At 42.9% G+C, this 21,585-nt stretch carries 11 protein-coding genes; 3 read left to right on the top strand and 8 right to left on the bottom strand.

Annotated features, from left to right (window positions below; all coding sequences use genetic code 11):
• Positions 1 to 384: response regulator transcription factor (locus BLS59_RS07940; RefSeq protein ID WP_143014070.1), on the top strand; the 384-nt coding region annotated here is incomplete at its 5' end.
• A 34-nt stretch (positions 385 to 418) separates the two neighbouring features.
• Here the strand turns inward: BLS59_RS07940 and BLS59_RS07935 are convergent.
• The 7 genes from BLS59_RS07935 to BLS59_RS07905 all read right to left on the bottom strand — a co-directional run bounded on the left by BLS59_RS07935 (position 419) and on the right by BLS59_RS07905 (position 16,068).
• Entirely contained in the window at positions 419 to 3,199 is a 2,781-nt protein-coding gene (locus tag BLS59_RS07935; RefSeq protein ID WP_143014069.1) for an outer membrane beta-barrel protein, read from the bottom strand.
• A gap of 269 nt (positions 3,200 to 3,468) precedes the next feature.
• Positions 3,469 to 5,676, bottom strand: coding sequence for an alpha-galactosidase (locus BLS59_RS07930; RefSeq protein ID WP_240315178.1), 2,208 nt, complete (start codon positions 5,674 to 5,676; stop codon positions 3,469 to 3,471).
• A 15-nt stretch (positions 5,677 to 5,691) separates the two neighbouring features.
• Positions 5,692 to 7,695 carry an alpha-amylase family protein gene (locus BLS59_RS07925; RefSeq protein WP_091147282.1) on the bottom strand — a complete coding sequence of 668 codons (2,004 nt, stop codon included), beginning with the start codon at positions 7,693 to 7,695 and terminating at the stop codon, positions 5,692 to 5,694.
• A gap of 68 nt (positions 7,696 to 7,763) precedes the next feature.
• Complete coding sequence (locus tag BLS59_RS07920) at positions 7,764 to 10,109, bottom strand: glycoside hydrolase family 95 protein (RefSeq protein WP_091147279.1); 2,346 nt, start codon at positions 10,107 to 10,109, stop codon at positions 7,764 to 7,766.
• Between the two features lie 12 nt (positions 10,110 to 10,121).
• Positions 10,122 to 11,438, bottom strand: coding sequence for an alpha-L-fucosidase (locus BLS59_RS07915; protein WP_091147277.1), 1,317 nt, complete (start codon positions 11,436 to 11,438; stop codon positions 10,122 to 10,124).
• 22 nt (positions 11,439 to 11,460) lie between these two features.
• Positions 11,461 to 13,398, bottom strand: a complete 1,938-nt coding sequence (locus BLS59_RS07910) for an SGNH/GDSL hydrolase family protein (protein ID WP_205411209.1) — start codon at positions 13,396 to 13,398, stop codon at positions 11,461 to 11,463.
• A gap of 390 nt (positions 13,399 to 13,788) precedes the next feature.
• Positions 13,789 to 16,068, bottom strand: a complete 2,280-nt coding sequence (locus tag BLS59_RS07905; RefSeq protein ID WP_091147270.1) for a glycoside hydrolase family 95 protein — start codon at positions 16,066 to 16,068, stop codon at positions 13,789 to 13,791.
• A gap of 434 nt (positions 16,069 to 16,502) precedes the next feature.
• On the opposite strand from BLS59_RS07905, the gene BLS59_RS07900 reads away from it, so the two are divergent.
• Both BLS59_RS07900 and BLS59_RS07895 read left to right on the top strand, forming a co-directional pair.
• Entirely contained in the window at positions 16,503 to 17,405 is a 903-nt protein-coding gene (locus tag BLS59_RS07900; RefSeq protein WP_091147266.1) for an AraC family transcriptional regulator, read from the top strand.
• A gap of 89 nt (positions 17,406 to 17,494) precedes the next feature.
• Positions 17,495 to 19,798 (top strand): GH92 family glycosyl hydrolase, encoded by a 2,304-nt coding sequence (locus BLS59_RS07895; RefSeq protein ID WP_240315176.1) that lies wholly within the window; start codon positions 17,495 to 17,497, stop codon positions 19,796 to 19,798.
• A gap of 352 nt (positions 19,799 to 20,150) precedes the next feature.
• Here BLS59_RS07895 and BLS59_RS07890 read toward each other — a convergent pair whose 3' ends face one another.
• Entirely contained in the window at positions 20,151 to 21,554 is a 1,404-nt protein-coding gene (locus BLS59_RS07890) for an alpha-L-fucosidase (RefSeq protein WP_091147263.1), read from the bottom strand.
• Between the last annotated feature and the right edge of the window lie 31 nt (positions 21,555 to 21,585).

Here is a 21,585-nt window from a genome sequence, read left to right as displayed (position 1 = left end):
GAAGATAAGCCCATTATTGGTATGCTTAAAGCCGGCGCCGGCGGCTACATGCTTAAACAATCAAAAGCTGCCGACCTCGTAAGTGCCATTACCAGCATTGCCAGGCAATCCTTTTTCATTAATGAACTGGTTAGCGGTAAGCTTTTACGTAACATCCAGGATAATCAGCCTGTAAAAACTTCAGGCATCGAGGTGAACAATAACGAACTGAAGTTCCTTGAGCTTTGCTGCTCTGATCTTACCTACAAGCAGATTGCCGACTTAATGAACCTTAGTCCGCATACCATTGATAATTACCGCGAAGCGCTCTTTCAAAAGTTTGAAACCAAATCAAGAACAGGACTCGTTATTGCTGCACTCAAAAGAGAATTGATAAAGATTTAACCCCTACCCCTATAATAAATAACGATGGAAGTCTTTACTCTATAAAGCTTCCATCACCCATTCGTTTCATGAACTTGCCGTGTTTGGATGGGGCGCCGCTCCATTTTTGCAGATATACTTTCGCACTAAACATAAAGTAGCGGCTGAGCGCGTTTGTAAGCGTATTGGTTACCCCGTTTCCGTTATTAACCTGGTTAACAAAGTTGTTTTGCTTTAAAATATCAAACACCTGAAACGTTAAGGTAAAATTCTTTTTCCGGAAAAAATTCTGTTCAATGTAGGCGTTAATAACCAACGGATTGCGGGTTATATTACTGGGCAATCCCCTTACATAATTTTTACTCGCATTATAACCAAAGGTGAAGGTTTTCCCCTCCATAAAGTAAAATTTACCATCAACTGCGAGGGCTGTTGTTTGCACATTGGTATTTGTGGATGTTGGCAGGGTTGAAAATGTTTTATTTACATCAAATGACACATATGGGTTAAACTCTATGGATTCGTTAGGATTTATACGCGGCCCAAAACGCTCATTATAGTGCCAGTTGGTAACAATATATGCCAGGTCGCGATTCATTCTTACACTATGGCCATAGTTGATGCTTCCGTTTAATGACAGGTTATATTTACGATCATCCAATTGTTTTGATACATTGTAATTACCACCATAATAATGATTACCGGCAATATTCACAAAGCTGGTTTCGTTTTTCAGCGTACCATAAGCGTCAGGTATCAAACGATCGTTATTTGCTATCTGATTTTGAATAAAGCTTGCATATACGTTGCCCGATAAATTGAACTTTGAATCAATGATATAATTATTGTACTGCGCGTTTATGTTATGATTAAAAGCCGGCTTCAAGTTAGGGTTACCAATAACCGGGTTTTGCGGGTTAGATTCATCACGCACCGGCTGGATCTGGTTAAAGCTTGGTTCCGACGGGTTTCCGGAGTAGTTTATTGAAAACCGCTGTTCTTTTGACCACACGTACTCGAAACGCGCAATAGGGATCAAGTTAAAATTGGTACGGTGCGTGGCTACATTTCCCAAGCTTGCCTTTGAACCGTCCAGTACTGTTGGCACGGCGGTAACTCCTAATGATATGTTATACTTTGTTTTATTGATGCGGTAGTTAGCCCCAAACCTAAACTCTGTAAACGAATATTGATACACGTTGCTTAATGAATCGACAAGGTGATTTCTACCTGCCGAATCAATATTGCTGGTATAAGCCTGGTTATCATAGCTACGGCTATTCATCTGTGCGCTAAACTCCAGTTGCGATTCGAGGTTAAAAGGCTCTACATAAGTCAGGTGCGTGCTAAAGCTTTTACTGATATTGCTGCGGCTGATATACCGGTGTACCAACGAATCGCGGGTGGTTGAATTGCTATCGATGTAATATCGTATATTATTATTTTGCTCGTTATCCTGCTCATTATCCGAGTGGTTATAACTCATCCAGATAGAAGCGTTACGGTGCGGCTTTTTAAAGATGTGCTGATAAAATACAGCGGCTCCGTATGCCGGGGTTGTGTTACCGCTGCTGTTACCTCCCCTGATATCCTGGTGTATTAAACCAGTTTGAAGATTGGTTGAGGTACTTGAGTTTACAGCGCTATTATAGCTGTAATTTGGCGATACCTTCAGGTAATCGGCACTATCAATTTCATACTCCAGATCGAAGTTGAAATTATGCGTTTTATTTTTACTCAATCGGTTACTGCTGCGCACAAAATCTGTACGGCCAAGGCTATCCAGCCTGTATCCGTTACTTTCGCTCACCGATGTAACATTCCTGAAATTATAGCCATAACTGGCATTAATCTTTATCTTCTTTCCGAAATCATTACGGTAATTTAATCGCGGACCACCGGTTTGTGTGTTTCCGCCGCTGCTACCCCCACCACCTACACCATTTACTGTGTTATTTATCCCGCCTAAAACAGCTATTACCTCGTTACCGCTTAATCTTTGTAAATAAACACGACCGTCATACCTGTCATTGTTACCTATTCCGCCGTTTACACGAGCAATGTTACCTACCGAGCGGTCGGCACGGGTAGTTATATTGAGCACCTTTTGCGGATCACCTTCTTTAATACCAGTACGTTTGGCCTGGTCGCCGTAATCATCAATTACCTGAATTTTATCAATGATATCTGCCGGTAGATTTTTAATAGCCTGCGTTAAATCACCTCCTATATAATCCTTACCATTTAACCTTATTTTGGTTAGCGGCTTACCCTGATGGGTTACTGTTCCATCGGTACCAACCTCAAATCCTTCCATTTTCTTCAGCACTTCATCAACCGATGAATTGGGGCGCACTTTATAATCGGCAGCCCGGTACTGCACAGTATCTGTTTTATACACAACACTTGGCGCGCCATTGATGGTTACCTCGCCAAGCATATTTGATTGTACCTTTAAAATCACGGGATCAAGCTCCAGGCTCCGGGAAGTTTCGCTTAACTGCATACTCCGCACAACGGTTTCAAAACCTACATTGCTTACTGTAAGTACAAATGTGGCCGATGTTACACCTTTGAAAGTAAATTTCCCTTTGTCAACAGAGTTTGTGATCAGGCTATCTTTAGCCGTTTTAAGCTTTATAGTGGCTCCCTCCATTTTGTTACCGGCACTGTCCTGCACAACGCCAATAACTTCCCTGAATGGCAGTGCTCCACCGGGTATACGGGATTCGCGCGGCTGGCGCTGACCGCCATTACCACCGCCCCCTCTCCGATTTTGAGCGTAGGTGTAAGTTGCAATTAAAGTAATAAATAACAGGAGTAAAATTTTCTTCATGATAAGGCCGATGTAGCAGCAATGCAGGGCTGCATGGGTACTGTTAACCCACGGGCTAAAATACACACCAACAACGGCTTATTTAAAACTGTTGCAGGTATGTTACATAATATTCTTGTTACTTACCGGTTAACCTTCGTTAAGGTACTGTTAACATGTTGTGATTCATACTAATATTTGTCCCATTCTATTTAAACCGTTTTAGCTTTAATGCAAAAAGTCCTGAAACAATTAAGTTCCAGGACTTTTAATATAGAAGTAAGTCAGTTTTATTTCACTTCATCAAGCTGTAAAACAACGCTGGCACGGCCGCTATTAACATCGGGGTTAATACCAACCGTCATTAAAAAGTTGCCGGTAAATGTAAGATCCTTACCTAAGGACGAATTTGTTCCCGGGTAAACATTGATTTCCTTAACACTGTATTTTTTCTGCGGATCGAGGCCTTTTAAAACAATAGGCACCTTGGTTCCGGCTCCGTAACGGTTATTTACCAAATAGTTAAACACTACCGCTTTTGATTTGGCATCGTTAACATACATTATGGATGCTGCATCGTTATCCCAGGGGCTTTGCAGACGGTATTGATCGCCATGCCAGATAGCTTCTTTCAGATAATCATAACTTTTAAGCGCATCATGAACATAGTTCAGGTCCTGCTCGCTCAGTTTGCTTACTACGATATCGAAACCTAATTTACCCATCATAGCCACATCCACACGGAATTTTATAGGTTGTTTACCCCAATCGGTAACGTGGTTTGAGCTGGTTATTGCCGGGTAAAAGTAAGAATACTCCCATTGCAAAAATACGCGCTCCAAAGGCTCGGTATTATCGCTTGGCCAAAACTCGGTAAAGTATTTAAGCGCGCCATAATCAACACGACCACCGCCACCAGAGCATAGCATTAATGGCACTTTTGGATATTTAGCCCTTACACGTTCAAGCACTTTGTATAAACCTTTCACATAATCAACATATAAATGCGACTGATCCTTTTTTAAGTAAGATGAATAGGCGTTATAAATTACTGCATTACAATCCCATTTTATATAAGCCAGATCAGGATTTTTGGTGAACAGGTTATCAACCACACCATAAACAAAATCCTGCACCTGCGGGTTAGAAAGATCAAGCACCAACTGGTTACGGAAATATTTCTCCGGACGGTTTGGTTGTTTGATAACCCAATCCGGATGTTTCACATACAGGTCACTTGCCGGATTAACCATTTCAGGTTCAATCCAAATACCAAATTTTACGCCATTGGCCTGCGCTTCTTTTACCAGCGAACTGATGCCATTCGGCAGCTTTTGCTTGTTTTCCTGCCAATCGCCAAGACCGGCATTATCACCATTACGGGGATGGCTGTTTCCAAACCATCCGTCATCCAGTAAAAACATGTCAACACCCAGCTTTTTGGTGTCTTTAAGCAGTTGCGCCAGTTTACTTTCGTTAAAATCAAAATAGGTGGTTTCCCAGTTGTTAAGCAGGGTTAGTCTTTCGCCCTGGCCATCAACAATTTTGTATTTGCGTGCCCAGCGCTGTAGTTTACGGCTGGCATCACCTTTACCATGATCTGAGTAGGTATAAACAAAAGCCGGTGTTGTAAATTCTTCGGCAGGTTTAAGGTGATATTCTGACGCGGCATTGTTTATACCGGCAATCACCCTTAAATTATTGGCTACATCAAGCTCCAGGTCTATCTTGAAATTGCCAGACCATTCCAGCGAGCCCAGCATCACTTTACCTTCATCTTCGGTAGCCGGTTTATCCATAGATACCATAAACATAGATGGCTCATACAAATTGGCACGGGTACCCAGTTTACTGTCGAGAGTTTTAATACCATGAGTTAAACGGGCTTCTTCAGGCTGCATTTCCTCGGCCCAGTTGCCGTGATATTGTTTAAGCCAAAAACCGTTGCCCTTAAGGTTCAGGTTGGCCGAAGCGAACTTATTAAGGGTTACTATCCCCTTCTCATTATGTTTTATTACCGACCATTGTTCGGTAACATCTTCCTTAAAATAGGTTTTATAGTACAGCGTTACTTCAAACGGATAAGCCGGATCTTTAAGTTTAACCGTTAACAAGGTAACATCATCATCAATTTTAGTAACCTGGTGACTTACGTAAACCAAGTTTAATGATTTATTACCATCGGCATGGGTAACAGTTATGGCAGGCTCGGCAAGGTTGGCAGAACCAGACGGCGTGTAGGCCGAGTTCAGAATACCCGAGTCATCGGCCTGTTTGTACATCGGCAAAATTTGTGCGTATTCGCCCGTGTTGGTAAGCTTTGTACCGAAGTAAACCATCTTGAGGTTTTTATCGGCATCGGTTTGCAGTACCAGCGCGTTATTCTGCGTTTCTACCGGGATAGTTACCGTTTGGGCGTAAGTTTTAGCCGCCATTGATAACAGACTTGCCAATGTAAGGCAAACAGGAATTACAAGTGTTTTTTGCGTTCTTCTCACTGTATGATTTTGGTTTTATTTAGGGTCTAATTTGTATAAAGCGGCGTCGCTGCCTGCAAATTTAAAATTAGTTGTCATATTGACGGTATTTCCATGCAACAACTCATGAATTTTATATAATTTAATGGAGCCAAGCCCTAAACGTTTCTCGTCAAGAGTATAGGTTTTAGCATCCTTACTGTAATTAAATACAGCAATATAGATACTGTTACCTATTTTTTGGGTAAACATTTCAGATGCGTTTTCGCCGGTATTGCCATCAACCGGCCTGAATGCTTTGCCGTTTTGGATCACTTTCAATACCTCCGGGTTTTGATACCATGCTATAGCACGACCGCTCCATTGCCCATGTGTCGAGAAATCATCGCCGGTGATGAATGTGCCGGTGATTATGGCCGAAAGCATACGTGCCCTGTTAGCACCTTCGCTTTCATCGTTTAACACCACGTGATCGGCATCAACAAAATTGTATAAATAGGTTTGCCACCAGCCGTAAGTAACACTATTTAAAGTGTACTGTGTATCGTGGATACTTTTAAAAGCATCGCAGGCAATGCGACGCGTGTTCACATACCTGCCCGTAGCCAAACTTGGCGAAATGGCTGCATATATCAGCATCTGATCGCCCAGCTTATCCACCAAATGCTCCATTCCTTTACGATAAGCCTGCATCCCGGTAGTTATAGTGGTATCATAAAAATGGGTGGATTCGGCAGCGGCGTGGCCCAAAAAATCTATCTTGATCATTTTAAAACCGCATTCTTTTAGCTTTCCGATCACCAGATCGATATGCTCCAGCGTGGCCGGATGGGTTGGGTCAACGGCACGTGCGCCATCAATATCGTGGTAGTTGTCGCCTACTTTTGTCCATGTTTCGCCGTAGGTATATTTGGTGCCGGCTACCTTGCGGTCTGGCCCGCCTTTCCATCCCCAATCGGTAAATGGTGCCCAGTAAACGCCGGGCTGCAGGCCTTTACTTTTGCAGTAATCGGCAAATTGTTTTAGTTTGCTGTAGTCACCTTCCAAGCCACCTTTCAGCATAAAATCCCAGTACGAATCCAGATCGATAAACGCTGTACCGCCGGTGCGGAAATTTTTGAGGCTATCAGCAAAAAAATCGGCCACTTTCGTTGCTTTCTCATAGCTAAGTTTCTCCTGCATTACGCCCCAGCTATTCCAGCCAACGGGTGTAGGTTTAGTCCAGTTAAAAACATAAGGAGTTTCGGCAAAACGGTTGGCCCTGGCATATTCTTCCATACCGGTGCGCCAATCATCAAAATAACCAACAAAAATCTCGGGCGATTTTACAATATTACCCTTTACGTACCCATGTTCTATATGGTCACGGGTTACGTTTTCATCCGTGTATCCGGCCCAGGCTGTGATGGTATTACCGCTTTCTTTAGAGGCCGTTGTGCGTATGCCTGTTTTCCAAATCTCGTGTTCAACAGAACCGACAATGTAACCATTGCGGGTATTATTGTCATACACCGTACCCACCTCGGCGCTCATATTTGTAAAAGGGGCAGTAAATGGTTTGGCATTGTAACGGATGAACGTATCATTATCAAACGGAACAAAAACGCTGCGCACATCACCGGTAACTGCCGGAATATTGCCTACAAACGGTGTAATAGAATTGGTGCTTACACCCTTACCAACCAGCCAAACCTGCGTTATAAAGTATTCTTTACCCGGATAGGTATAAAACACCTGCGCCGTTTTGGTAAGATTGTTACCATTGAGGGTGATAATATATTCGATACCTTTTCCAAAGCCATCAAATATGCCCGATTTATTGTACTCCCTTAACGAATAATCTTTGGAAGTTACTATTTTCCCGTTGTCCTTAACTGCTATACTAACATTGCTAAACGTTGCGATTTTGCCGCGGTAAACATCGTATAATCCTGTTTTAAGGTTGTAAGCAATATAACTATTGCCGCCAAATGGTATGGTAACTATATTTTTGTCGGCTGTTTTTTGCGCCGATGCAACTGTTACAAATAACAGCTGCATCGCCACCACCAACTTAAGAGATCCTTTATCAAACAATTCATTGATAGGTATTTTATTCTTTTATATAATTAAGCCTTTTGAGCCATAACTGATTTTATAACTCCGTTAATTTTCACTTTCACTTTACGCGGCGTAGTGGACGTTACCTGATAGCTGGTCACTTTACCATCTTTCCATTTAAAACTCACCGTAAAGTTACCACGCGCCCTTAAGCCTTTTACTTCGCCTGATGCTTTCCAGCTATCGGGAATGGCGGGGAGCAGATTAATATAACCTTCGTGGCTTTGGATCAGCATTTCGGCAATACCGGCTGTTGTACCAAAGTTACCGTCTATCTGAAACGGCGGACCGGCGGATAACAGGTTGGGATAAATCCCCCCACCGGCGCCGTAATTGATACCTGTACTTGTTGCAGGTTTCATGATCTCAGTAAACAGCTTGTAAGCTCTGTTGCCCTCATGCAGCCTTGCCCATGCCAGTTGTTTATAGGCGATCGACCAGCTTGGCCCATCATCGCCGCGCACATCGAGGCTTTTCTTTGCGGCAGCCGCCAATTCAGGCGTACCATCTGCCGTAATCTCTGATGCGGGATAAACGCCGTAAAGGTTAGAAATATGTCTATGCTGTGGCTCGGTTTCTTCATAATCTTCCAGCCACTCCTGGATGCGGCCATCCTTGCTGATGATACCGGCAGGTGGGATTTCGGTTAGCCTCTTTTGTAATTGTTTGCGGAAAGCTGCGTCTATACCCAATGTTTCTGACGCGGTAATTACGTTGGTAAACAGCTCGCGCATGATCTGGTTATCAATAGTAGCTCCTATGCAGATACTGGCATGGCGACCGCTACCATCGGGCATCATGAAACTATTTTCTGGCGATGAAGATGGCACTGTCACCATATAACCACTTTTAGGATCTTTTACAAGGATACTATTATAAAATGCTGCCGATCCTTTTAGTATAGGATAAATGCTTTTCAGATAAGCCTTATCATTGGTAAAAGCGTAATGATCCCATATATTACTGCACAACCAGCCAGATCCGGCTTTGGTTACGCCCCATGAGGCACTTTCGCCGGGTTCTGTCCAGCCCCAAACGTTGGTAATTACGTGGGCCACCCAGCCATCGGCGTTGTAATACGCTTTGGCCGTACGCTCGCCATTTTTCACCATCCCACGAACTAACTCTACCAGCGGCAAGTTAAGTTCAGACAGGTTAGCTACTTCAACCGGGAAATGGTTCATCTGCACGTTCACATCAAGGTGATAATCTCCGTTCCAGGGGGTATGCACCTCGTTGGCCCATAAACCCTGCAAATTTGGCGGCAACAACCCAACCCTTGTGCTACAGATACTTAAATACCTGCCGAACTGGAAGAACAGCACCGGTAATCCTTTATCACTATTTGGATCTTTATGGAAACTGATCAGTCGTTCATCTGTTGTTTGGCTACTTGCCTTGCCATCATCTCCTAAATTAATATCAACGCGTTTAAACAGTTTTTGAAACTTTGCTATGTGCTGCTGTTTTTGCAAAGCGTATGGCTTTTTAAGGGCAGCTACTAAGTTCTGTTCCATTTTTGCCTTAAAACCTGGACTTTTAAAATCGGTAGTGGCCGATACGTAAAGAATAACCTCGGTGGCATTTTTCACTACCAAACTATTGGCAGTATTGGTTATCGAGCCGCCTGTTAGCTTAGCCTTTACGTTCGCAATATATTGCATTCCGTTACCATCCGTACCGTTATTCAGCCTGCCTTCCATTTGCAGGGTATTGCCAATGGTAGTGGTGGTTGCCCTTTCCGGGCGCGATAAATTGACGCTAAAGTTCAGCATCCCGGGCTTATCGGAAGTAAACCTGATCACATCCACATCATCATCAAAACTGGTAAAGTATTCACGCGTGTAGGTTATGCCGTTTACTTTATAGCTGCTTTTGGCTATGGCATTATCAAGCGATAATTCACGCTCATAGCTATCAAACTTTACTTCAGCAGCATCAGCACCCTGGTAATCAAACTTCAGGTTAAGATCACCAAGGGTTTGGAAACAACCCCATTGGGCACCGCCAGAGCCAGGGCCTTTACACACAAAGTCTTTATCTATCAAAGCCTGCGCTTCCACATTTTTCCCGGCTAACAGCAGTTCACGAATCTCGGGTAGCTTTTTATAGGCATCATAATTATTGGCATCCTGTGGTGAGCCCGACCATAGTGTAATATCGTTAAGTACTATTTTTTCATTCGTTACACCGCCGTCGGGCATCATCCCAAGCCGTCCGTTACCCAATGGCAGGGTTTCTTCCCATCTTAAGGCGGGTTTAGTGTAGTGCAACTTTAATTGCTGCTTTTGGGCAAAGCCAAGAGTAGAGAGCAGCAGTAATACGGTAGTAGCAGATATAAAATATCGTTTCATCAAAAGAAATTATTAAGATTTTATTACAGGGATATCAACAGCGTTCCCGTCAAGTTCCAGCACTATCACGGTACAATTTTCATTGGGCAGGGTTGCCGGCAGCGGAATCCTGTAGCCTTTACTGTCGGATTTAATTACAACCGCATCACCATTTAAAAAGTACGATTTAAGAATTTTGCTATTAGGCAGCAAAGGGATATTCAAGGTAGTATCCTTACGCTGAAAAACGTTGATATAGATCTTATTTCCTTTACGGGTTGATGCATAAATCTCGTTAGGCATATAAGGGCCACCCTTTGTACCGTAAATAGCTTCGCCGTTTTGTTTAAGCCATGAGCCCATTTCTTTAAGACGAGTAACCTGTCTTGCTTCCATGTGGCCATCCATAGCCGGACCAACGTTAAACAACAGGTTTCCGTTACCGGATGCTGTAGTTACAAGAGTTTGGATGCACTGTTTAAGCGATTTCATGGTGTCGTTTGGTTTCCATGCCCATTGGTTGCAAATGGTGATGCAGCTTTCCCAGGGCTCATCCATGTTTAATTTGCCTATGGTTTGCTCGGGGGTTAAGTAATCGCCCACGGCATCGCCGCCAAGTTTGTCGCTTATTTTTCCGAGGCGATTGTTTACTACCACATTAACATCTACACTTTTTATGTAGTCATAAATTTCTTTACCGTCTTGCTGTGTCCAGGGTTTTTCCCAGTAACCATCAAACCAAAGCATAAATGGATGGTATTTGGTTATTACTTCCTTTAACTCATTTTTCATACGGGTTTTAAAGGCCGTCATGTTGCCGGTTCTGGCATTCAGTTCGGGGTGATGCGGGTTGTCTATAGGATAATCCTGGTCGTGCCAATCAAGCACAGTCATGTAAATACAAAAAGTTATGCCTTGTTTTTTGCAGGCCTTAGCCAGTTCGCCAACCAAATCTCTTTTAAATGGCGATTTTGAAATATTATAATCAGAAAAAGCACTTGGCCAAAGTAAAAAGCCATCGTGGTGTTTAGCAGTAATGGTAAGGTATTTCATGCCCGCGTCCTTTGCGGCCTTTACCCATTCATCGGCATTAAATAACTGCGGATTAAATTCATGATACAAGTTATCGTAATCAGCCTCGGCAACCTGGTCGTTACGGCTCCAGCCAATTTCTGTACCGCGCTGGGTTACCGGGCCAAAGTGAATGAACATACCAAAACGTTTGTCCATAAACTGATCCATTACCGCTTTGGGAGTTTTAATATCGGCGGTTGTCGCTTTATTCTGCGCCATGGCCATACATGTGCCCAGTACCAGGGTTATTACAAGCCCTATTTTTCTTTTCATCATATAGTTTTATTGAATTGGGATTCTATTTACTGTTTACCAAAAAATGAACTATGCGGCAGGCATTGCCTTTACTCCCGCTATTTTTATTGTCGCTTATTTTAATTTTGAGGGTATGGTTACCATCACTTAAACCCGACCCCAGCAAATGGTACACGCCAAGATGCAGCCAGCTGCTAAACTCGGTGAACAGGTCCAGGTCTTTATACTGCCCGTTATCAACCGAATAGGAAATAATACCTGCATCCTTGCCAGCCACTACCGCTATGCCTACCGCAGTACCTTTAAAGGGCAGGGTTAACTCGGCGCCGGGTGTGGTTGAGCTGAGGATAGGTACATCAACAAAACCAGGACGGGTAGATAGACCATCCTTCGGGTTCCAGTTTTCATCTATCGACCATCCTTTGTCTAATTTGGCTTTGGTGATATCGTAATATTTACCGTTCTCTAACCGTGCCGGATCAATTGGCTTGGGCAAGGATGTTTTAAACGGTGTTTTATAACTGTCAGCTGTAGTAGCCTGTAACAATGCTTTTATAGTTTCAAAATAGATCTCCTGCCCGTGATACCAGGGGTGGATATCTTTAAAATCATCATCCCAGGTTAATTCCTTGTTTTTTATCTTATCGTTTACTTCCAGGGCGAGGTTTACATAGGGCAGGTTATAATGAGTAGCCACCAACTGATGGTTCAGTAACTCGGGCGATACCTTGCCTTTGGCATAATTTTCTATTTTTTGCGGATCAACGAAAGCCATGAAAATCACATCCATCATGGGGTTGTTGAGTTTTGCATGCCTTACAATTCCTTCTAAAGAGCGTACTTGCGTGGTACTGTCGGTACCCCGGTCGTTCACAGCTGCCTCAACAAAAAGCAGATCGGTTTTGCCAGAGTCGAGCACATCCCTCTGCAGGCGAAAAGCATGCGGCAAGCTGCCTAATGAAGGTATGCCTGCTGCGATAAAATGAAAGTCGGTTTCGGGATAGGTTTCCTTTAAATACTTACAAACCTTATCGCGCCAGCCGGGATTAAAAGTAATAGAGCCACCCAGAAAGGATACGGTTGCTTTCTTTTTTACGGTGACAGCATAGTAGAAATTGTTTAAGCCGCCTGCTGTTTTAATATAATTGGTGTAAGGCAGTATTTTTTGTATCGGATATGAATTATTATAGATAAAATCGGCATAATACTCAGGACGATCTACCGTAAAATGGTGACCCTGCAATTCCATTGGCCCCTGCGTTATAGGGTGGATACTCACCGGACCACCCAGCGCCAAATACCGCTGTGCCAATATATAAGTATTTTCCTGTGGCGGGGCTAATTTATCATCGAGCCCGATGGTATGCAGCACCGGCACACGGAACGATGCAAGCCCTTCGAGGTTATCGATTGGGTTATCGTTATAATCACGCGCCTGTTGTTCGGTAAAGCGATATACTTGTTTAAAATGGCTCCATTCTGCCGTATCGCCGGGGCTTTTTAATTTACCGCCCGGCCAGCTTTTAATATCGCAAACCGGTGTTTCGGCATAAATACAGGTAACCTTATCCGGGTTACGTTTGGCCCAGGCATAGGCATACAAGCCTCCCCTGCTCACTGCCTCAAAGGCCGCTTTGGCTGCAAAACCTTGTTTACCCGTTAACTGAGCATAAAATTTATCATAAACCTGCATGGCATCGGGGCTGCCATATTGGTTATCTACATTTAAAAAAGCTACATAAAACCCTTTATCCAATAAAACCTTATCAATTTCGGTATGCCAATCAGGAAATGAGGTACGCCAAACCCAGGGGTTACCAGGCAGCGGATGAGCAGGCTTTACAAAATAAGCGTCATGACCGGCAATCGTTAACTTTACCTTTTCAAAACCATTCCAAAGAGTGTTTTTATCCTGTGCATATACCCGCAAAATACTACCGGCGAATAATATAAATATGATTAAAACTTTAAATTTTGTCATTGATATAAAAGAATTTTATAAATGAAGATATAAGGTGGTATACACACAAAATAGGTCATTTTTAACAAGCGCAAAGCATGGCCATAAATGTTGATGAATTTGTTTCGGCATGGTGTTGTGTTCGTTATTATTGGTTATGGTAAATGTATCGGGTAATTGTATTTCGAAAAATGGATAAATCTTTTTTGTAGATGGACAATATACTTATAAAGCAAATCTGAATACTTTATCTATTTCATCATTTGGCATTTCAATTGGATTAATCGCTTAAAAGCGCTCTCATCTGCTTATAAGCCGTCAATTTAAAACCCCGATACAAATAAACCGTAAAATAAGAGCCTCCATATCATCTGTAACATTAATGATATGGAGGTAAAATGATTTAAAAATTTACTTAGCCGGTGCTGCAAACGTGTAAAGTATACCGGCTTTGGTATTAAAGCTGCATTTAAAATCGTTAGCAACGCTTGTGAATTTCACTAAACCGCTACTTGCATTTAAAGCATTGGGCAAACGCAGGCTGCACACACCACCAGCTAATGATTTGATAGTTAGTTTTACAACCTTGCCATTTTTCCATTGCATATCGGCAATTTCAAAATCTCCGCGGGCGCGAAGACCTTGTACGCTACCCGTAGACCATGCGGTTGGCAAAGCCGGTAACAGTTGAATTTCGTCGGTTTGGCTCTGTACCAACATTTCGGCAACACCTGCTGCGTAGCCAAAGTTGCCATCTATCTGAAACGGCGGGTGTGCGCAGAAAAGGTTGGAGTACAAGCCCCCACCCTGATTATAATCAACACCAGAACCACCCACAAGCGTAATAAAGTTCTGTATGATCTTGTGAGCATGGTCGCCATCCTGCAGGCGTGCCCAAAAATTCATTTTCCAGGCCATTGACCAACCGGTTGACACATCACCACGCCCTTCCAAGCTCACTTTGGCAGCTTGTGCCAGCTCAGGAGTTTTTATGGTGCTTATTTGCCTGCCGGGATGCAAGCCAAACAGATTTGACGAATGGCGATGGGTATCCTTTGGATCATCACGATCTGTTTCCCATTCCTGTAACTGGCCCCATTTACCAATTTTAGGTTTAAGGAGATGCTCGCGCATATCGGCAACATGATTCCGATAGGCTTTATCGACGCCCAAAATATCTGCAGATTCTATGTAATTGGTAAACAGGTCATAAATTATAGCCTGATCATAAGTTACCCCATCTTCGGTTGGCCCATGCTCCGGCGACCAGCCCAGTGGCGATACCAGCGTTCCATCGGGGCGGTGTTTTAAATGATCGTCCCAAAACTCAACTATTTCTTTTATAATAGGATAGCCAAAGCTTTTAAGGTATTCCTTATCTTTTGTGAAGGCATAGTGCTCCCAAATACCCTGCATGTACCATGCGCTGCCGGGCGTATTCCACAAAAAGCTGCCGCCACCATAAACGCCGTTCTCGGTTTTAACCGTCCAGCCGCGTACGCCGGGATATTGTTTTTGTGTGCTTACCTTTTTTACCTCGCGCATACTGTTGATATAATCCAGGTACGGGATATGGCATTCAGAAAGATTGGTTGGCTCGGCCAGCCAGTAATTCATTTGTATGTTGATGTTGGAGTGATAATCTGATCGCCATGGCGGATTATTGCTTTCGTTCCAAAGGCCTTGCAAGTTGGCCGGCAGTCCGCCTTTACGCGATGAACTGATCAGCAAATACCTGCCAAACTGGAAAAGTAAAGCCTCCAACTGCGGATCGGCCTCTTTCTTATAATTAACCAAGCGCTTATAAGTTGGCAATTCGGCCGTTTGCGCAGGGGTTACGCCCAGGTTTAAAGCAACCCGGCCAAACAAATTTTGATAATCACTTAAATGCGCCGTTAATAATTGCTGATATGTTTTGGCAGTAGCTGTCGCTAAACTCGCTTTTACTTTAATAGCCGGTGCTTCGCCGCGCCAGTTTTGCGAGCGCTTATTGCTGTAGTTTGTGGCTGCAGCCAACAATACGGTAAAGCCATCGGCATTTTTTATATGGAGCTGTAAACCGCCCTTGCCGTCGGGTTCAACAACGGCCGATCCGCCTTCTATTTTTACCTTGATGCTGCCATTATAGGCCAAACCGTTATCCAGCTTGCCTTCAATTTGTAAGATATTACCATTGCCTGTAGCCAAAGTGCTGTGCGCATCTTTCAGTTTGATTATTGCAGAATATGCCGCTTTTTTATCAGCCGCAAAATGCAGCACCATCACTTTATCCGGAAAACTGCAAAAATACTCGCGTTTGTAGGTAGTACCAGCATCGGTATAAGTAATTTGCTCAACCGCTTTGCTGATATCTAACTGCCTGCGATAGTTTGCGGGAATGGTGGCACTGGTATCTTTCCCATCAAAATTTATAAACAGATCACCAAAGGCCTGGTAAGCACCGGTTTCTTCTTCATCGCCTGTCCACAGGCTTATTTCATTAAACTGAATATGCTCCTGCGCGATACCTCCAAATACCATTCCGCCAAAGCGGCCGTTTCCCATGGGATAAGCCTCTGTCATCCATTGTTTGGCCGGTTTGTCATTCCATATTACAAGGCTGGGTTGCTTTAGCCCGGGCCCTTGCTGCGCTTTTACCGCAAACAAGGCCTCCATTGCCAAAACGGTAACACAAATTAATTTTTTTATCATATTGGGTTTATTATTAAAAGGCTGTTGGTAAATTGGTTTATGAGTCCTTACAATTTCCCGGCAGCTACAATTGGTGTATTTGAAGCTCCAATTTTAAGAAATTTTCCTGTCATCATAACATTTATTGTTCGGTAAATATATAAACCGATAGGTGTTGACCTGCACATACTAATTGGCTAAGCTTTAAAACAGCAGGGCAACCAAATGTAAGTTCCTTTTTTATAGATTATAATAGCCAAAACATCTATTTTAATGGACTATTCAATTAAAATAAATCAAAAAATATGCAATATTGGCATAATGTTATGCAACATTTGCAATAGGCCAAAAATGATTGTAGATGCAATTTTTTTTCTCTATAATAGCATGCAGGTATTACATTTCGACCAAATTTTTAATGTAATATTCCATTAAAAAACCAATTATTATTTTTCATGAGTAACGGCTTTAAAAGACGCGATGGCTTTACAGGGGAAAAGCTTATGAGCATACCTCCAAAAGTGTTAAAGGATGCCAAGGATAAAAATCCCGAACTCTTCCCTATTTATATAACTCAGATTGGATATTTTCCGAAAGCCGCCTTTCATTACCGTGAACGCAGGAAAGGCTGTGAAGACAATATTTTGATATACTGTCTGCAAGGAAAAGGCCATTATATATTAGATAATAAACGATACGAAGTAAACCCCAACCAATTTATTATACTGCCCGCTACGGATAAATATATGCGTTACTGGGCCGATCAGGAAGATCCGTGGACCATTTATTGGGTGCATTATACCGGTGATAATATTAACCTGGTTAATAAATCATTAAACCTGAGCATTACCGACGGACCTACAAATATCCCATTTACCGAAAAGGCGCTGGAGATATGGCAAAATATCTATCAAACCCTGGAGATGGGCTATAGTATCGAAAATTTGTGTAGTGCCAGTTTTTGCCTGTATCATTTGGTAGCTATATTTTTATTTCCACAGCGCCACATTCAAAACGACAAGGAAGATAACGGCGATATTATCACGAAAACGATTAACAATATGCGCAGCAACCTTATCAAAAAACTCACGGTTGAAGATATGGCCGCGCAGCACAATCTTTCGGTTTCGCATTTTTCAAATCTTTTTCGCAAGGCAACAGGGATGCCGCCAATTGATTATTTCATCCATTTAAAAATGCAGAAGGCCTGCCAGCTGCTGTATGCCAATGCCGATAAAATAAAGGCCGTGGCTGGCGAATTGGGTTACGACGATCCGTACTACTTTTCTCGCATCTTTAAAAAATATATTGGCTCATCGCCAGAGCAATACAGGGTTTCAGCTAAAAACACCGGCTAATTTTATCTTTTTGTCCATCCTATTCGGCGTTTAATCTATTTCGGGGCAGGCTTTACGGTGTTATTTTTATTGAATTAAAAACCAATAAATTGAACCATCGTACTCGCATAATTAAAACCACGGGCGTTATCGCCGCCTTTTGTATTTCCCTTTCGGCACAACTAACAGCTTCGGCGCAAACAAGTAAAAAACTCACCTCCTATGTAAATCCTTTTATAGGTACCGGGGCTGTAAAAGGCAGCTTATCTGGCAATAACTATCCGGGTGCTACAGTACCGTTTGGTATGGTACAGCTCAGTCCGGATACGCGCGATGAACCAGAATGGGACGCGGCCTGCGGATATGACCATAACGACAGTTTTATTGCAGGTTTCAGCCATACCCACTTGAGCGGTACTGGCGCGCCCGATCTGTTTGATATTTTATTTATGCCTTATACCGGCGATGAAAAAACTCGTGCAGGTGATGCCAAACAAGTGGGCAGTGGCTACGGTTCACGTTTTTCCCATGCCAATGAATCGGCAAGGGCGGGTTACTACCAGGTAAAACTGGATGACCATGATATTAATGTAGAACTTACCGCTACGGCACACGCTGGGTTCCATAGGTATACCTTCCCTAAAAACAGTAAGGCCAAAGTGGTGATAGATCTTAACCACTCGCTTAAAAAACCAAACTTTGGCTGCCAGGTTATTGCCGCGCAGTTTAAAATGGTAAACGATCACGCGGTAGAAGGTTTCCGTGTAATAACCGGCTGGGCTAAGTTGCGCAAAGTTTACTTTTATGCAGAGTTCAATAAAACCATTAAAAGCAACGATCTTGTTAACGGCGGTACCCAAAACTTCGACCAAAAGCTGCTGAACGGCACCGATCTTAGGGCAATATTTGATTTTGATGTTGCCGACGGGAAGCCGGTACTTGCTAAAATAGCGCTATCAACCGTTAGCACTCAAAATGCCAAACTAAACCTCGATACCGAGATCCCCAATTGGAATTTTTACCAAACCGTAACCCAGGCCGATAGCAAATGGGAAAAAGAACTGGAAAAAATTAAGGTTGAAGGCACCGCTGAACAAAAGGAAATTTTTTATACCTGCCTTTATCACACCTTTATTCAGCCCAATAATTATGCCGATGTAAACGGCGATTACACCGCTATTGATTACACCGTTCATAATACAAAAGGCGGATTTTACAGTACATTCTCGTTATGGGATACCTACCGGGCGGCACATCCACTTTACACCCTGGTACAACCCGAACGCACTGCCGGTTTTGTAAACAGCATGATAAGCCAGTACAATACCTATGGCTACCTCCCTATATGGCAGCTATGGGGACAAGAAAATTATTGTATGATAGGGAACCATGCTATCCCAGTTGTGGTTGATGCGGTGCTTAAGGGCACGCCGGGCATCGACATTAATAAGGCTTACGAGGCTGTAAAAAACTCATCCATTACCAATCATCCCGGCTCGCCGTTTAAGGCATGGGAAAAATACCGTTACATACCAGAAAACATACAATCGCAATCGGTATCCCTTACGTTAGAAATGGCCTATGACGATTGGTGCGTGGCTCAGTTAGCCAAAAAGCTCAGTAAAACTGCCGATTATCAGCATTTTATGCAGCGATCTCAAAACTTTAAAAACCTGTACGATATTCAAAGCGGTTTTTTTAGGGCGAAAGATACTGATGCTAAATGGCAAACACCATTTAACCCGCTGCAATATGGTGGCAATGGCGGTAACCCCTATACCGAAGGCAATGCCTGGCAGTACAACTGGTACGTTCCTCAGGATGTAAAGGGGTTGATTAGCCTTACCGGCGGCGATAAAAAGTTTACCGCCAAACTGGATACTTTTTTCACGTTGACCAGTAAACCCGGCGAGGTTAATGGCAATGCGTCGGGTTTTATAGGCCAGTATGCCCATGGCAACGAGCCGAGCCATCATATCACCTACCTTTATAATTATGCCGGCCAACCCTGGAAAACACAATTTTATGTAGCCAAGATCATGAGCGAACTGTATAATACCTCATCATCAGGCTATGCCGGCAACGAAGATTGCGGACAAATGTCGGCCTGGTATGTATTTAGTGCTATGGGCTTTTACCCGGTTAACCCGGCTAGTGGCGTTTATGTGATAGGTGCCCCCGCTATGAAAAAATCGGTGATGCGGTTATCGCCAATTAAAACTTTTACGGTGCTGGCCCCTAACCGTACTGCCGAAAACATTTATATACAATCGGCAAAGCTAAATGGTAAGGTTTACACACACACGTATATCACCCAAAAAGATATTACTGATGGCGGTGTGCTTGAGTTTGTGATGGGAAATAAACCAAACATGAACTGGGGAACAGCGATTAACGATAGGCCGGTGAAGTAATAAAGAATTAAGCTTCCAGCCTATTAGCTGAAAGCTATAAGTGTTCGAAACCTTAGAGATTTATAAAAAGGTTGTCATTTCGACGAGCTTGCATGGGAATTGTGTGTGAGGGGCAAGGAAATCTTCAACGAATTACTGAGTCCCCTTGCATTTCGCAGAAGATTTCTCCTCGTACCTCGTCGAAATGACACCCTTTTTATTTGTTTCGAACACTTATAGCTTCCAGCCCACGCCAGATAAGTTAGAAGATTGCTTCGTACCTCGCAATGATGCGATGGAGTGAATAACATAAGAAAAAGGGGCAAAGCTGGTTAAGCTTTGCCCCTTTTCTATTTAAAAATCCCTCTGAAGTTTACTTTGTTTCGTTGTAAACCTGAAATTCTGCGATAGACGGTGTTTCGTTATAGGTTTCTATAGACATACGCACTTTATCGCCTTTTACCTGGTTAAAGCGGTTAACTTTTACGCGGTTATCATTCTCGCCTTCAAAAATAACTTTCCAGGCAGAGCCGTCATAGTACTCAAGTTTGTATTTTTTGATGTTGGATTTTTGCTCGGCAATTACAATTGCGTTAAACGGCTGACCAGGTTTTAAATCCACTTCATACCAAGGCTGTTTAACGGCCGGGTTTGACTGCCACGACGATCCAAAATCATCGTCGTTAGCAAAATCCATAATATTTGAATCATCGCTCCAGCTTGAGTTTGATGGCGCGTGTTTGGCCAGGTTATGCGAAATTATAGGCGCCCCGGTTTCGGCAAGTTTAGCCACCGGACCAGCGTTTTTCCACATTTCGCCAATTTGTTTTAGGCCAGCAAGGGCATTATCATCAATTAAACCATCGCGGTTTGGTGCTGCGTTAAGGATAAAGTTACAGTTGGCATTATTCAACGGGATCAAAACATCATTAACCAGCTTGTTAACATCGCGGATCGGTGTAGTTGGAAAATCTGTTTTCCAGAACCATGCGCTGTTAATTGGCAAACAAGCCAGTGCAGGCATTTTGTTGGTTTCTTTAGAAATACGCTGACCTGCACCCATTTCGTAAGTTTTTATATCAGTATAATATAAACCTTCGCCTGGGTATTTGGCGCCATTTAAATCCATCAGCAGGCAATTTGGCTGCAAAGATTTTACCAGCTTGTAAACTTCTTCAAAAGGAATATCGTCATAAGAGATCCTTGACCATGGGGCATCCCAGCCATCAATAATAAGGGCTTCAATAGGGCCATAGTTGGTTAAAAGCTCAGTAATTTGCTTTTTAACCATTTCAATATGTTTAGGCTTGATTTGGTTTGGGCGCAATCTGTGGTGTGTATCTAATATAGAATAGTACAGCATCACCTTCAAACCCTGATCGCGAAATGCTTTGGTATACTCTTTTACTACATCCCTTTTCAGCGGACTATGCATTACATTATAGTCGGTAGTTTTGGTATCCCAGATGCAAAAACCGCTGTGGTGCTTGGTGGTAAGGCATCCGTAGGTCATATTGGCTGATTTTGCAGCCTTTGCCCATTGGGTACAATCAAGCTTTTTAGGGTTAAAATCAGATGCGGGTGTTTCCGGATCGGGCCAATCGGCATTTTCAAAAGTGCCTATATTAAAGTGGATGAACATACCAAAGCGCAGATCAACAAACTGCTGCTGCAGTTCAGAATACGGGCGCACTACTTTTGATATGCTTTGGGCTTGTAAATTAAGTGTGCTGATAATAAGTGCACAAAGTAAAAAAGGTATTACTTTCTTTTTCATACTAATGATTTGTTCTATTTAAATTATTTGT

The sequence above is a fragment of the Mucilaginibacter pineti genome (assembly GCF_900101875.1).
GTDB lineage: Bacteria > Bacteroidota > Bacteroidia > Sphingobacteriales > Sphingobacteriaceae > Mucilaginibacter > Mucilaginibacter pineti.
The sequence above is the reverse complement of the archived record's forward strand: the minus strand, read 5'-3'. Positions and strand labels throughout refer to the sequence as shown.

Bases quoted from the DNA above. Each gene is read 5' to 3' on its own strand.
- BLS59_RS07935 (WP_143014069.1), bottom strand. From the start codon at position 3,199: ATGAAGAAAATTTTACTCCTGTTATTTATTACTTTAATTGCAACTTAC.
- BLS59_RS07925 (WP_091147282.1), bottom strand. From the start codon at position 7,695: ATGCAGCTGTTATTTGTAACAGTTGCATCGGCGCAAAAAACAGCCGAC.
- BLS59_RS07920 (WP_091147279.1), bottom strand. From the start codon at position 10,109: ATGAAACGATATTTTATATCTGCTACTACCGTATTACTGCTGCTCTCT.
- BLS59_RS07915 (WP_091147277.1), bottom strand. From the start codon at position 11,438: ATGATGAAAAGAAAAATAGGGCTTGTAATAACCCTGGTACTGGGCACA.
- BLS59_RS07910 (WP_205411209.1), bottom strand. From the start codon at position 13,398: ATGACAAAATTTAAAGTTTTAATCATATTTATATTATTCGCCGGTAGT.
- BLS59_RS07905 (WP_091147270.1), bottom strand. From the start codon at position 16,068: ATGATAAAAAAATTAATTTGTGTTACCGTTTTGGCAATGGAGGCCTTG.
- BLS59_RS07900 (WP_091147266.1), top strand. From the start codon at position 16,503: ATGAGTAACGGCTTTAAAAGACGCGATGGCTTTACAGGGGAAAAGCTT.
- BLS59_RS07890 (WP_091147263.1), bottom strand. From the start codon at position 21,554: ATGAAAAAGAAAGTAATACCTTTTTTACTTTGTGCACTTATTATCAGC.